Annotated in this window: 10 protein-coding genes; 7 read left to right on the top strand and 3 right to left on the bottom strand. The window is 64.2% G+C overall.

Annotated features, from left to right (window positions below):
* Window positions 1-37 precede the first annotated feature (37 nt).
* The 6 genes from EN885_RS23855 to EN885_RS23830 all read left to right on the top strand — a co-directional run bounded on the left by EN885_RS23855 (window position 38) and on the right by EN885_RS23830 (window position 6863).
* Entirely contained in the window at window positions 38-1309 is a 1272-nt protein-coding gene (locus EN885_RS23855; RefSeq protein ID WP_128243362.1) for a lytic murein transglycosylase, read from the top strand.
* Between the two features lie 320 nt (window positions 1310-1629).
* Complete coding sequence (locus tag EN885_RS23850) at window positions 1630-3273, top strand: ABC transporter substrate-binding protein (RefSeq protein WP_127290221.1); 1644 nt, start codon at window positions 1630-1632, stop codon at window positions 3271-3273.
* An 18-nt stretch (window positions 3274-3291) separates the two neighbouring features.
* A complete protein-coding gene (locus EN885_RS23845) occupies window positions 3292-4359 on the top strand; it encodes an ABC transporter permease (RefSeq protein ID WP_128243326.1) in 1068 nt (355 codons plus the stop codon).
* Complete coding sequence (nikC, locus tag EN885_RS23840; RefSeq protein WP_095487823.1) at window positions 4356-5276, top strand: nickel transporter permease; 921 nt, start codon at window positions 4356-4358, stop codon at window positions 5274-5276. The genes EN885_RS23845 and nikC overlap by 4 nt, the downstream gene beginning before the upstream one ends.
* A 10-nt stretch (window positions 5277-5286) precedes the next feature.
* The gene (locus EN885_RS23835; protein ID WP_127205374.1) at window positions 5287-6120 is read left to right on the top strand and encodes an ABC transporter ATP-binding protein; all 834 of its coding nucleotides are present in this window, start codon (window positions 5287-5289) and stop codon (window positions 6118-6120) included.
* Window positions 6117-6863 carry an ABC transporter ATP-binding protein gene (locus EN885_RS23830; RefSeq protein ID WP_127205373.1) on the top strand — a complete coding sequence of 249 codons (747 nt, stop codon included), beginning with the start codon at window positions 6117-6119 and terminating at the stop codon, window positions 6861-6863. Before EN885_RS23835 ends, EN885_RS23830 begins: the two co-directional genes overlap by 4 nt.
* 207 nt (window positions 6864-7070) lie before the next feature.
* On the opposite strand, the gene EN885_RS23820 is transcribed toward EN885_RS23830, so the two are convergent.
* Genes EN885_RS23820 through EN885_RS23810 form a run of 3 tightly spaced genes read right to left on the bottom strand, consistent with a single transcriptional unit; the run spans window position 7071 to window position 12309 of the window.
* Window positions 7071-10175: an efflux RND transporter permease subunit gene (locus tag EN885_RS23820; RefSeq protein WP_095487826.1), complete on the bottom strand. Its 3105-nt coding sequence runs from the start codon at window positions 10173-10175 to the stop codon at window positions 7071-7073.
* The gene (locus tag EN885_RS23815) at window positions 10172-11260 is read right to left on the bottom strand and encodes an efflux RND transporter periplasmic adaptor subunit (protein WP_185928202.1); all 1089 of its coding nucleotides are present in this window, start codon (window positions 11258-11260) and stop codon (window positions 10172-10174) included. Before EN885_RS23815 ends, EN885_RS23820 begins: the two co-directional genes overlap by 4 nt.
* Window positions 11257-12309 carry an efflux RND transporter periplasmic adaptor subunit gene (locus tag EN885_RS23810; protein WP_245493133.1) on the bottom strand — a complete coding sequence of 351 codons (1053 nt, stop codon included), beginning with the start codon at window positions 12307-12309 and terminating at the stop codon, window positions 11257-11259. The genes EN885_RS23815 and EN885_RS23810 overlap by 4 nt, the downstream gene beginning before the upstream one ends.
* Before the next feature lie 340 nt (window positions 12310-12649).
* On the opposite strand from EN885_RS23810, the gene EN885_RS23805 reads away from it, so the two are divergent.
* Window positions 12650-13927, top strand: coding sequence for a 4-aminobutyrate--2-oxoglutarate transaminase (locus tag EN885_RS23805; protein ID WP_128243327.1), 1278 nt, complete (start codon window positions 12650-12652; stop codon window positions 13925-13927).
* Window position 13928 lies beyond the last annotated feature (1 nt).

The raw sequence follows: 13928 nt of genomic DNA, 5'->3' as shown, positions 1-13928 counted from the left end.
ATCGCCAAAGCTGCCAATCTCCCCCCAAGTGGGGGAGATGTCCGGCAGGACAGAGGGGGGCGCGACAGAACGTCGACTTTGCGGATTGGCGTTCTTTCTTGCTACGCTCGTTGTCCTCCTCCTCGCCACCCCCGCCTCCGCAGCAAAAATCGACGACCAGTTTCACGCCTGGCTGCAAGGCGACCTCTGGCCCGAAGCCAACGCCAAAGGCATCTCCAGAAAAACCTTCGACGCCGCCTTCGACGGCGTCAAGCCGAACCTCAAACTGCCCGACCTGGTGATGCCGGGCAAAAAAGCGACGACACCGCAGAAGCAGCATCAGGCGGAGTTCGGTTCGCCCGGCGCCTATTTCGCCGAAAAGACGGTTCGCGCCGTCACATCAGGCGGTCGGTCGCGCGCGGCGGCCAATGCCAGGACGATCGCCGCGATCGAGAAACGCTACGGCGTGCCGGGCGAGGTGCTGCTGGCGATCTGGGGCCGCGAGACCGGCTTCGGCGCGGCGAAAATGCCTTACGATGCTTTCGAAGTGCTGGGCACCAAGGCGTTCATGGCGACCAGGAAGGACTTCTTTCGCACCGAGTTGCTCGCAGCGCTCGAGATCGTCGAGCGTGGGCTGGCCCCTGTCAGCGCGATGAAGTCGTCCTGGGCAGGCGCGCTCGGCCAGCCGCAGTTCATGCCGAGTTCGTTCCTGAACCATGCCGTCGATTTCGATGGCGATGGTCGGGCCGACATCTGGAACTCGGTGCCGGACACGCTGGCCTCGATCGCCAACTATCTCGTCCACTATGGTTGGGTGAAGGGCCGCGGCTGGGGTTTCGAGGTGACTGTGCCTGAAACGGTTTCCTGCTCGCTCGAAGGTCCGGACCAGGGCAAGAGGATTTCCGAATGGGCTGATATGGGCATCAAGCGGGTCGCGGCAAAGCCGTTTCCGGCGCGCGAGTTGAAGGCCGAAGGCTTTCTTTTGATGCCGGCCGGCCGTAGCGGCCCGGCCTTCATCGTCACGCCCAATTTCTACGTGCTGAAGCAATACAACACCAGCGATCTCTACGCCCTGTTCATCGGCCACGGCGCTGATCGCATCGCCCATGGCGACAGCAATTTTTCCGGCAGCTGGGGCGCGGTCGGCGGGCTCCACAGGTCGGACATCGCCACCTTGCAGCGCGCGCTGGAGGCCGAGGGCTACAATGTCGGCAGCGCCGACGGCCTGCCCGGTTTCAAGACGCGCCGCTCGATCGGCAAGTGGCAGGCCGGGAACGGTCGCGCCGCCACCTGTTTTCCCGACGCCGACTTGGTCACCGCGTTGAAATAGCTGCACTCCGGGTGTCGTGCCACGGCCGTGGTGGCTGCCCGATCTGGTCCAACCAACAGCTTTGCAAATGCTCGTTGCCGTGCTTGAAAGCGCCGGATATGGTGAGGCGGAACTGGGCAAAAATTGCCGCGACAACCGGTCCAGGGGCCATCGTTCGGTTAGAGCGCCGCGCGTCCGTTGGACGCGCAAACGACGCTCTAAGACTTTGGACTACACATCGTGCTTTCCGAAAATCGATTCCGATTTTCGGGCCGATGTGGCAAAGAACGCTGCAACCCTGAGCCGGGAACTCAGGTCAACAAAACAGGGAACAGTTAAAAATGATGATGGAAAAGTTTGCTCTACGCTCCCGCTTCTTGCTCGCGGGCGCAGCCATGTCCGCGCTGCTTCTGGCCGGCGCGCCTGCCTTTGCCGTGACGCCCGCCGACACGCTGGTCGAGGGTTTCGCGATCGACGACATCATCTCCATGGATCCGGGCGAGGCGTTCGAGCTGTCGACCGCCGAGGTCACCGGCAACACCTACGATCTGCTCGTCCGCCTCGACTTGAGCGATACGTCCAAGGTCAAGGGCGATCTCGCCGAAAGCTGGACGGTCTCCGACGACGGCCTGGTCTACACCTTCAAGCTCAAGCCCGGCCTGAAATTTGCCTCGGGCAATCCGATCACGGCGGCGGACGTCGCCTATTCGTTCGAGCGCGCGATCAAGCTCGACAAGAGCCCGGCCTTCATCATCGGACAGTTCGGCATCAATGGCGACAACGTTGCCGATAAAGCCAAGGCTGTCGATGACACGACGTTCCAGTTCACTGTCGACAAAGCCTATGCGCCGAGCTTCGTCTTGAACTGCCTGTCGGCGACCGTCGCCTCGGTCGTCGATGCCAAGCTCGTCAAGGAGCATGTCGCCGCGGTCACGCCGAGCGCCGACTACAAATACGACAATGACTTCGGCAACGCGTGGCTGAAGACCGGCTATGCCGGCTCGGGCGCCTTCAAGCTGCGCGAATGGCGGGCCAATGAGGTCGTCGTCATGGAGCGCAACGACAATTATCACGGCGAAAAGGCCAAGCTTGCCCGCGTCATCTACCGCAACATGAAGGAAAGCTCGGGCCAGCGCCTGGCGCTCGAGGCCGGCGACATCGACGTTGCCCGCAATCTGGAGCCGAACGACCTCGACGCCATCGCCAAGAATGCCGATCTCACCACCACCAGCGCGCCGAAGGGCACGGTCTATTACATCAGCCTCAATCAGAAGAACCCGAATCTCGCCAAGCCCGAGGTTCGGCAGGCCTTCAAATATCTCGTCGACTACGATGCCTTGAGCTCGACCATCCTCAAGGGCATCGGCGAGATCCACCAGACCTTCCTGCCCAAAGGCGTGCTCGGCGAACTGGACGAGAACCCGTTCAAATTCGATCTCGCCAAGGCCAAGGAACTGCTCGCCAAGGCCGGTCTCGCCGACGGTTTCAGCGTCACCATGGACGTGCGCAACACCCAGCCGGTGACCGGCATGGCGGAATCGTTCCAGCAGACGCTGGGACAGGCCGGCGTCAAGCTGGAGATCATTCCCGGCGATGGCAAGCAGACGCTGACTAAATACCGCGCCCGCAACCACGACATCTATATCGGCCAGTGGGGCCAGGATTATTTCGATCCGAACTCCAATGCCCAGACCTTCGCCAGCAACCCCGACAATTCGGATGAAGGCAAGACCAAGACACTGGCCTGGCGCAACGCCTGGGACATTCCGGACTTGAGCAAGGAGACGGAGGCGGCCCTGCTCGAGAAGGATCCGGCCAAGCGCGCCGCAATGTACCAGGATCTGCAGAAGAAGATCCTCGAAACCAGTCCCTTCATCATCGTTCACCAGCAGCTGGAAGTGGCCGGCCTGCGCAAGAACCTCAAGGGGTTCGCGCTCGGCCCGAGCTTCGACACCAACTTCGTCGGCCAGATATCCAAGGAATAATGCCGGCGGACGCGCCGCATGAGCATTGTTGAAAGCGAAGCGACGGCAGGGCGCGGCAGCGCCCGTGCTGTCGCTGTCGCGTCGTCGATCGCCCGCTTCCTGGTCATCGCGATAACCACCTATCTCGGTCTTCTCGCGGTGACCTTCTTCATCGGCCGGGTGATCCCGATCGACCCGGTGCTGGCGGTGCTCGGCGACCGGGCGCCGGCCAATGTCGTCGAGCGCACACGCCGCGAGATGGGGCTCGACCTGCCGCTGATCGAGCAGTTCTACATCTATGTGAAGAATGCCCTGAACGGCAATTTCGGCACATCGGTGCTGACCACCAATCCTGTCATGACCGACATCCGCCGCGCCTTTCCGGCGACGATCGAGCTGGCGACGCTGGGGACGCTGATCGGTTCGGTGATCGGCGTGCCGCTCGGCGTGCTGGCCGCCGTCAAGCGCGGCAGCATCATCGACCAGATCGTGCGCATCATCGGCCTGGTCGGCTACTCCGTGCCGATCTTCTGGCTGGGATTGCTGGCGCTTGTGCTGTTCTATGCCAAGCTGCAATGGGTGGCTTTTCCCGGCCGCCTCGACATCGTCTACGAATACACCTTCACGCCGATCACCGGCTTCTATCTTCTGGATGCTCTGTGGCAGCGGCAGTGGGATGTGTTTTTCGATGCCTTTCGCCACATCATCCTGCCGGCCTCGTTGCTCGGCTATTTCTCGCTTGCCTATGTCAGCCGGATGACTCGCTCGTTCATGCTGAACGAGCTTGCCCAGGAATACATCGTCGCAGCGCGCGCCAAAGGCCTGTCGGAGACACGCATCATCTGGGGGCACGCGCTGCGCAACGCGGCGGTGCCGATGGTCACCGTGATTGCGCTTTCCTATGCCGGCCTGCTCGAAGGCTCGGTGCTGACCGAGACCGTGTTTTCATGGCCGGGTATCGGCCTCTACATCACCAATTCCCTGCAGAACGCCGACATGAACGCGGTGCTCGGCGGCACCATCGTCATCGGCTCGGTCTTCATCGGCATCAATCTCCTGTCCGACCTGCTCTACCGAGTGCTCGATCCGAGGACCAAAGTGAGATGAGCGCAGAGGCGATACAAAGCCGTCGCGACTGGCTGCTCAGCGAGCGGCCGGCATCGCGCATGCAGGCAAGGCTCGGCCGCGCCTATGTGGCGTGGCGGCGCTTTTCCGCCAACCGGCTGGCGTTTCTCGGCCTGCTCATCATCATCGCTTTGCTGGTGGTCGCGGCCTTTGCCGATGTGCTGGCGCCCTATTCGCCGACAATCGGCGACCTCAAGGGCTCGCGCCTCCTGGCGCCGAGTGCCGAGCATTGGTTCGGCACCGACGACCTCGGCCGAGACATCCTTTCGCGCGTCATCTTCGGCTCGCGATGGACGCTCTACGTCGTCATTCTCGTCGCCGTCATTGCCGCCCCTATCGGCCTGCTGGTCGGCACGGTCGCCGGCTATGCCGGCGGCTGGATCGATGCGATCCTGATGCGCATCACCGACATCTTTCTGGCCTTTCCGAAGCTGATCCTGGCGCTGGCCTTTGTCGCCGCACTTGGCCCCGGCATCGAGAACGCAGTGCTCGCCATCGCCATCACCTCGTGGCCGCCTTACGCGCGCATTGCCCGCGCCGAAACGCTCACCGTGCGCAATTCGGATTACATCAAGGCGGTGCAATTGATGGGTGCCTCGCCGTTCCGCATCGTGCTTCGCCACATCATGCCGCTCTGCATCTCGTCGCTGATCATCAGGGTGACGCTCGACATGGCCGGCATCATCCTGACCGCCGCCGGTCTCGGCTTCCTCGGCCTCGGCGCGCAACCGCCGCTGCCGGAATGGGGCGCGATGATCGCGTCGGGCCGCCGCTTCGTGCTCGACCAGTGGTGGGTGGCCGGTGCGCCGGGCTTTGCCATCCTCATCGTCAGCCTCGGCTTCAACCTGCTCGGCGACGGCCTGCGCGATGCGCTCGACCCCCGGAGTGGTGATCAATGAGTAGCGACCAATGAGCACGCTGCTGGAGGTCGACGATCTGCGCGTCACCTTTCCGACGCGCACCGGCCTGATCGAGGCAGTGCGCGGCGTCTCCTTCTCGCTTGGTCGCGAGCGGCTCGGCATCGTCGGCGAGAGCGGTTCCGGCAAGTCGCAGACCGGCCGCGCCATCATGGGCCTGACCCCGCCGCAGGCCGAGGTCACTGCCAACAAACTTGCCTTCGACGGCATCGACCTGCTTGCAGCGCCGCCCCGCGACCGCCGGGCGCTGCGCGGAAAACGCATCGCCATGATCCTGCAGGATCCGAAATACTCGCTCGACCCGGTGATGAGCATCGGCCGCCAGATCGTCGAGACGCTGCGCACGCATGAGAAGGCCGGCAAGGCCGAAGCCCGCGACCGCGCGCTCGCCATGCTGGAGGCCGTGCAGATCCGTGATCCGGCCCGTGTCTTCGACCTGCATCCGCACGAGGTCTCGGGCGGCATGGGCCAGCGCGCCATGATCGCCATGATGCTGATTGCCGGGCCGGAAATGATGATCGCCGACGAGCCGACCTCGGCGCTGGACGTCACCGTGCAGCTCGACGTGCTCGGCATCCTCGACAAGCTGGTCAGCGAGCGCGGCATGGGGCTGATCTTCATCTCGCACGATCTGCGCCTGGTCTCGTCCTTCTGCGACCGGGTGATCGTCATGTATGCCGGCAAGGTGGTCGAGCAGCTGGCGGCGTCGGAGCTCGGCCGCGCCCAGCATCCCTATACGCGCGGGCTGCTCAACTGCATGCCCAAGATCGGTGCCGACCGCCACCCGCTGCCCGTGCTCGACCGCAAGCCGGAGTGGGCGGCATGACTTCGGCCCTTTCCGTCGACAGGCTGGAGGTGATCTTCGACCGTTTTCGCGCGCTGAAGGGCGTCAGCCTCGACGTGCTGTCAGGCGAATCCTTCGGCCTGGTCGGCGAATCCGGCTCCGGCAAATCGACGCTTCTCAGGGCAATCGCCGGCCTCGCACCGGCCGCTTCGGGCAGCATCACCGTCAACGGAAAAAGACTCGGCGCGCGCCGTGACAAGGCTTTCTATCGTGAGGTGCAGATGGTCTTCCAGGACCCTTACGGCTCGTTGCATCCGCGCCAGACCGTCGACCGCCTGCTGCAGGAGCCGCTCGCCATCCACGGCTTTGCGGATGGTGAGAAACGCATCCAGCGGGCGCTGGACGAAGTCGGCCTAGGGACCGGCTTCCGCTTCCGCTATTCGCATCAATTGTCGGGCGGCCAGCGCCAGCGCGTCGCCATCGCGCGGGCGCTGATCCTCGAGCCGTCGATCCTGCTGCTCGACGAGCCGACCTCTGCACTCGACGCTTCGGTGCAGGCCGAAGTGCTCAACCTGCTGGAAGAGATCCGGCGTCGGCGCAAGCTGACCTTCCTGATGGTCAGCCACGACCTCGCCATCATCACCCATATGTGCGAGCGGCTGATGGTGATGCAGAATGGCGAGGCGGTCGAACACCTCACCGCGGACGATCTCGTCCGGCGTCACGTGACGAAGGACTACACGCGCAACCTGCTCAGGGCGAGCGAAGGGTTTGTGAGGGTGTAGTTTTCTGCGTCGAGCTCCGTCGCGCCCCCCTCTGTCCTGCCGGACATCTCCCCCACAGGTGGGGAGATTGGCCGTCATCGATGGCTTCGCCTATCGTCACAGGAGTGAGCGCGGCGCCGAAACCGCAGATCTCCCTCCTTGTGGGGGAGATGTCCGGCAGGACAGAGGGGGGCGCGAAGGAACGCGACGCAATTCGCAAGCGCCCTGTCAGGCCACGCTGCCTGTAGGAACCTCGTCGCCACCGTTTGCGCTCGTGTCGTCTTCCGGCGTCGTCTTAGGCTCCTTGATCCTGAACCACGTCACATAAAGCGCCGGCAAGAACAGCAGCGTGATCGCCGTGCCGGCGATGATGCCGCCCATCATGGCATAGGCCATCGGCCCCCAGAACACTTCGCGCGCGATCGGGATCAGCGCCAGGCTGGCGGCCGCCGCCGTTAGCGCGATCGGCCGCATGCGATGCTCGGTCGCCTCGATGACGGCTGCCCAGCGGTCCTTGCCCTCGGCGACAAGTTGCTCGATCTGCACGATCAGGATGACCGAGTTGCGGATCAGGATGCCGATCAGCGCCAGCACGCCAAGGATGGCGACGAAGCCGAGCGGCGCCCCGCTCGGTACCAGTGCCGCCACCACGCCGATCAGGCCGAGCGGCGCCACCGCCACGACTAGGAACAGACGCTGGAAGCTCTGCAACTGCACCATCAGGATGGTCGCCATGACAAACAGCATCAGCGGCACCACGGCAGCGATCGGCCCCTGGCTGTTGGCGCTTTCTTCGACCGAGCCGGCGGTGGCGATCGAATAGCCCGGCGGCAATTTGGTGATGAAGGCGTCGACAGACGGCTTCAACTCGTTGACCACGGTGGCGGGCAGCACGTCGCCGACCAGACCGGCGCGCACGGTGATGGTCGGGATCCGGTCGCGGCGCCACACCGTCGGCTGTTCGAGCTCGTAGCGGAAGTTCGCCACCGCAGCGAGCGGGATCGCCTCGCCTGTCCCGGTCGGCAACTGCATGTTCTGCAGCGTGCCGATCGAACCCCGTTCGGCCTCGCGCGAGCGGGCCACCACGTTGATCAGATAGGTCGCGTCGCGCACCTGGGTGATGGTGGAGCCACCTACCGTGCTGTTCAGCGCGCTGGCAATGTCCGAAGAGGTGATGCCGAGTTGCCGTGCCTTATCCTGCAGCACGTCGACCCTCAGCACGCGCTCGGGCTCGTTCCAGTCGAAAGTGGGTGCGGCCAGCTTCGGATTGGCGGAAATGATGCCGGCGAATTCCTGCGCCAGCGTCCGTACCGTCTGGACGTCAGGACCGCCGACGCGGTACTGCACCGGCCGCCCGACCGGCGGCCCGAGCTCGAGCGGCTTGACGAAGGCGTCGGTGCCGACGAACTCGTCGCGCAGCAGCTTTTCCAGGGCCGGCTTGACCCGGTTGCGCGCCTCGATGCTCTTGGTGACGATGACGGTCTGGCCGAAATAGGGATTGCCCGGCTGCACATCATAGGTCAGCACGAAGCGAACCGCGCCCTGGCCGATATAGGAGCTGAAGCGGTCGACATCGGAATTGCCGACCAGAGCCCGCTGCTCGAAGCGCTCCATCTGGTCCCGGGTCTCGGCGATCGAGGAGTTCTGCGGCAGGTTCCAGTCGACGATCAGTTCCGGCCGGTCGGATGGTGGAAAGAACTGCTGCTGGACGAGGCCGAAGCCGGCCAGCGAAGCCCCGAACAACAGCACGGTTGCGATGATGGTCAGCCAGTGATGACGCACCGAGCCGACGAGGATGCGTCGGAACAGCGCGGTGAAGCGGCCGGGCTTTTCATGATGCTGCTTCATCGTCGCCGGCAGGATGGTGACGCCGAGCAGCGGTGCAAACAGCACCGCGACGATCCATGACACCAGCAGCGACACGGCGATGACGACGAACAGCGTGAATGTGTATTCGCCGGCGGCGCTGTTGTTGAGGCCGATCGGGATGAAGCCGGCGACCGTCACCAGCGTGCCGGTCAGCATCGGGAAAGCGGTCGAGGTGTAGACATAGGTCGCCGCCTTGCGCAGATTGTCGCCGACTTCCAGCCGCGCCACCATCATCTCCACCGCGATCATGGCGTCGTCGACCAGCAGGCCGAGCGAGATAATCAGCGCGCCGAGCGAAATGCGCTGCAGCGATATGCCGAGATAGGCCATGACCGTGAAGGTGATGGCCAGCACCAGCGGGATCGACAGCGCCACCACAAATCCGGCGCGCATGCCGAGGCTGATGAAGGACACGGCAAGCACGATGGCGACCGCCTCGAACAGGGCGCGGGTGAAGCCTGAAACCGCCTCCTCGACGATGACAGGCTGGTCGGCGACCAGATGCACGCCGACGCCGATTGGCAGGTCGGCCAGCACCTTATTCATCTCCTCGTGCAGGGCCTCGCCGAACTCCAGCAGATTGGCGTTGGGCTTCATGCCGATGGCGAGGCCGATCGCGTCCTGCCCGTTGAAGCGGAACAAGGCCGTCGGCGGGTCGACATAGCCGCGCGAAATCGTCGCCACGTCGCTCAGCCGGAAGAAGCGATCGTTGACGCGCAAATTGATGGCGCGAAGGCTCTCTTCCGAGGTGAACTGGCCGCTCACACGCACGCTGATGCGCTCCGGCCCGGACTGGATGACGCCGGACGGCGTGATCGCGTTCTGCGCCTGCAGGCTGGCCACGATCGCCTGCTGGTTGAGGCCGAGAGCCGCGATCTGGCGGGTCGAGAATTCGAGGTAGATCGCTTCGTCCCGGGCACCGACCAGATCGACCTTGCCGGCATTCGGCACGGCCAGGATCTTTGTCCTGACATCCTCGACATAGTCGCGTAACTGGCGCGGCGTCAGCCCGTCGGCGGTGAAGGCATAGATGTTGCCGTAGACGTCGCCGAAGCGGTCGTTGAAGAACGGTCCCTGCACGCCTTGCGGAAACTGCGCCCAGATGTCGTTGACCATGTTGCGCACCTGCAGCCAGGTCGGCACGACATCGCGCGCCCTGGTCGTCGGCTTCAGGTTGACGAAGATGACGGTCTTGCCGGCTGAGGTGACGGATTTGGTATAGTCGAGGCTGTCGAGCTCTTCGAGCTTCTTCTCGATGCGGTCGGTTACTTGCCGCACCGTCTCGTTGACCGATGCGCCGGGCCAGTTGGCCTGGATGACCATGGTCTTGATGGTGAAGGCGGGGTCTTCCTCTCGGCCGAGATTGAGATAGGCAAAGACGCCGGCCACGACGAAGACCAGCATGAAATACCACACCAGCGAACGATGGCTCAGCGCCCAATCGGAGAGGTTGAAGCCCTTCACGTAGCCCCTCCCTCAGGGATCTTGACCTTCTGTCCCTCGGTCAGGCTGTGGACGCCGGCGGTGACGACGCGCATGCCGGCATCGAGGCCCTCGGCGACGGTGAAGGTGGCGGCGCCCTTGGCTGCAATTTTGATGTCGCGGGCACTCACGCTCGATGTCTGCTGGTCGACGATCCAGACTTTTTGTCTGCCGTTCTTCTCCAGCAGCGCCGAAAGCGGCAACTCGATCGTCGGCGCGATCTTGGCCATGCGGGTCGCCGTCACCGTCGAGCCAAGCCTGAATGCCGGCGGCGGATCGATGAGCGTCAGCCGGATGCGGCGCGTTCGGGTCGAACCTTCGGCTTGCGGGGCGATCTCGCGCAGCCTGGCTTCGCTGCGTATCGTCGGCAGCGATTGCAGGATGATCTGGAAGGGCGTGCCGACGGCGAGATCGCCGGTCAACTGGTCGGGAATGTCGACGACTGCTTCACGCGGGTCGGAGCGCGCCACCGTGACGACGGTCTGGCCGGGCGAGACCGTCTGGCCGACCTCGGCGCCGACGGCGGTGACCACGCCATCGAAGTCCGAGAACAACCTGGTATAGCCAAGCTGCTCCTGCGATTTGGCAAGGGCCGCATTGGCCCGCTCGATGCCGGCCGCGGCGGCCTGCCTGGCTTGCTGCGCGGCGTCGAAGACGGCTTGCGAGGTGTTGGCGGCGGCAAGCAACTGGCGCTGGCGCTCCTCGCTGGCGGCGGCATTGGCAAATTGCGCCTGCGCGTTGGAGAGTTCCGCCTTCGCCGCCTGCTCGGCAAGCTCCAGCGCCGTCGGATCGAGCGCCGCGATCGTCGTGCCCTTGGTGACGATATCGCCGACCTTGACATCGCGGGCGACGACCCGGCCAAGCAGGCGGAAGGCAAGATCGGCGCTGAATTGCGGTTCGACGGACCCGGCGAAGCCGAAGGTCTCTATGGTGCGTGGCTCGACCACCACCGACAGCACCGGTCGGATGATCTCGGGCGGCTTCTCTTCCGATTGCGAGCAGGCGCCGAGCACCAGCCCAAACAGGGCAGGGACAAGCGCGGTAGCGCTGCGCAGGAACCGGTTCATTGCCCCGCTCCCGCTATCTCGACGGTCTGGCCGGGGCTGAGCAACTGGCCGCCGGCGGTGACGACGGTTTGGCCTGCCTCCAGTCCCTTGTCGATGACGACCGAGCCGGATCCAAAGGCAAGCACCTCCACCTGGGCCGTTGTCACTGCCTTGGTCGATTGATCTACGACCCAGACGGCCGGCTTGCCGTCGCTCAAGGTCAATGCCTGCCACGGCAGAATCACTGCTTTCAACGGCTGGGCGCTGACCGAGCCGATGACGGCCGCGCCCAGCGGCATGCCTGCGGGCGTGTCGGGAATGGCGACCTTGACCCGGATCGAGCCTGAAGCCGGATCGACCGCTGGCGAGATTTCGCGCACCTTGCCCATCGCCTTGATCTGCGGATCCGACAACAGTGTGATTGTCACCGCCGGTGCTGCCGGCGTCTTGGCGACCAGCGTTTCCTCTACGTTGAAGACCGCATCGCGGTCGCCGTCCTCGGCAAGGGTGAAGACGGTCTGCGCCGCCTGCACCACCTGCCCTGCTTCGACCTGGCGCACTGTGATCACGCCTGCCGCACCCGCCTTGAGTTCGGTGAAGGAAAGGTTCTCTTTTGCATTGGCGAGCGCGCTTTGAGCGGCATCGACGCTACCTCGCGCCACCTTCGACGCCTGCTCGGCCGCATCATAGTCGCGCCTGGTGGTGTAGCCCCGGGCAAGCAGTGTCTTTTGCCGTTCGAAGGCGGCGGCGGCCTGGGTCAATTGCGCCTGCGCGGCGTCGAGATCGGCTTGCGCCGAGCGCAGGTCAAATTCCTGTTCCTGTGGATCGATGCGGGCAAGCACGGCGCCTTGATCGACATGCTGGCCGACATCGACAAGCCGTTCGGCGACGCGGCCGCCGACTCGGAACGACAGATTGTTCAGCGTGCGCGCCGCGATCGCGCCGGTGAGCGAAGTCCTTGGCGCATAGTTGGCGATCGCCACCGTCTCGGTGCGCACCATGACCGGCAATTTCTTCGCCGCCGCCTCCTGCTTCTGGCAGCCGGCCAGAAGCAAAGGCAGCGTTGCCATCGCGCAGGCAAGAATTGTGGATGCAGGAAAAGACAAATGGCTGGGGGTTTTGACCGATGGCGGCGAGGCGGACGATGTCGCGTTCCTGCTCATAGCTCCCTCAACCGCGGGCTGCTCTACCGCAAGACAACGCGGACAAGGGCGAGGATAATTGATCCCCGCAAAAAGGAAACCTCTTCTCGTACGCGTATAGGCGGTTTGTTTAAGTCGCCAGTTAACGCATGGGTGGCAGGCCCAATCGCCTGCCGTCGGTGCCAACTTGAGGAAAACGTGAAATAAGGTCAGAACAGATCTTGGCACACACCAAACGAGAACGGGCGCCGGCCCGGTGAGGGACATCATGAAGAACTCTGCCATTTCCGAACGCAAGAACCAGTCGATTTCGCGCGGTGTCGGCATGACCACGCAGATCTATGCCGACCGCGCCGAAAACTCGGAAATCTGGGATGTCGAGGGCCGTCGCTATATCGACTTCTCGTCCGGTATCGCCGTCGTCAACACCGGCCATCGTCACCCAAAGGTGATCGAGGCGGTCAAGGCGCAGCTCGACCGTTTCACCCATACCTGCCACCAGGTGGTGCCCTATGAGAGCTATGTCAGACTGGCCGAACGGCTGAACGGAATGCTGCCGGGCAAGTTCGACAAGAAGACGATCTTCGTCACCACCGGCGCCGAGGCGGTAGAGAACGCCATCAAGATCGCCCGCAACGCCACCGGCCGCCCGGCGGTCATCGCCTTTGCCGGCGGCTTCCATGGCCGCACCTTCATGGGCATGGCGCTGACCGGCAAGGTCGTGCCCTACAAGGTTGGCTTCGGCGCCATGCCGGCCGATGTCTTCCACGCGCCGTTCCCGGTGGCGCTGCACGGGGTCTCGGTCGCCGATTCGCTGGCCGCGCTCGACCGGCTGTTCAAGGCCGATGTCGATCCGGCCCGTGTCGCCGCCATCATCGTCGAGCCGGTGCAGGGCGAGGGCGGCTTCTACGAGGCACCGCGCGACTTCATGACGGCACTGCGCAAGATCTGCGACCAGCACGGCATGCTGTTGATCGCCGACGAGGTGCAGACCGGCTTCGCCCGCACCGGAAAGATGTTCGCCATGGATCACCATGAGGTGGCGCCCGACATCACTACCATGGCCAAGAGCCTGGCCGGAGGCTTCCCGCTGTCGGCGGTCACTGGCCGCGCCGAGATCATGGATGCGCCGAACCCCGGCGGGCTCGGCGGCACCTATGGCGGCAGCCCGATCGGCGTCGCCGCGGCGCATGCCGTGCTCGACGTGATCGACGAGGAAAAGCTCTGCGACCGCGCCAACACGCTGGGCAACCGGCTGAAGCAGCGGCTGCAATCGATCCGCGACGACACGCCGGAGATCGTCGATATCAGAGGCCCCGGCTTCATGAACGCCGTCGAGTTCAACGATGTGAAGAAGGGCTTGCCGTCGGCCGAGATCGCCAATGCGGTCAGGCTCAAGGCGCTCGACAAGGGCCTGATCCTGCTCACCTGCGGCGTCTATGGCAATGTCATCCGCTTCCTCGCGCCGATCACCATCCAGGACGGCGTCATGAACGAAGCGCTCGACATCCTGGAAAGCTCGATCCGCGAAGTTCGCGCCGCCTGAG

Origin of the sequence: Mesorhizobium sp. M6A.T.Cr.TU.014.01.1.1 (assembly GCF_004022765.1) — a bacterium.
Taxonomy (GTDB): domain Bacteria; phylum Pseudomonadota; class Alphaproteobacteria; order Rhizobiales; family Rhizobiaceae; genus Mesorhizobium; species Mesorhizobium mediterraneum.
The sequence above is the reverse complement of the archived record's forward strand: the minus strand, read 5'-3'. Positions and strand labels throughout refer to the sequence as shown.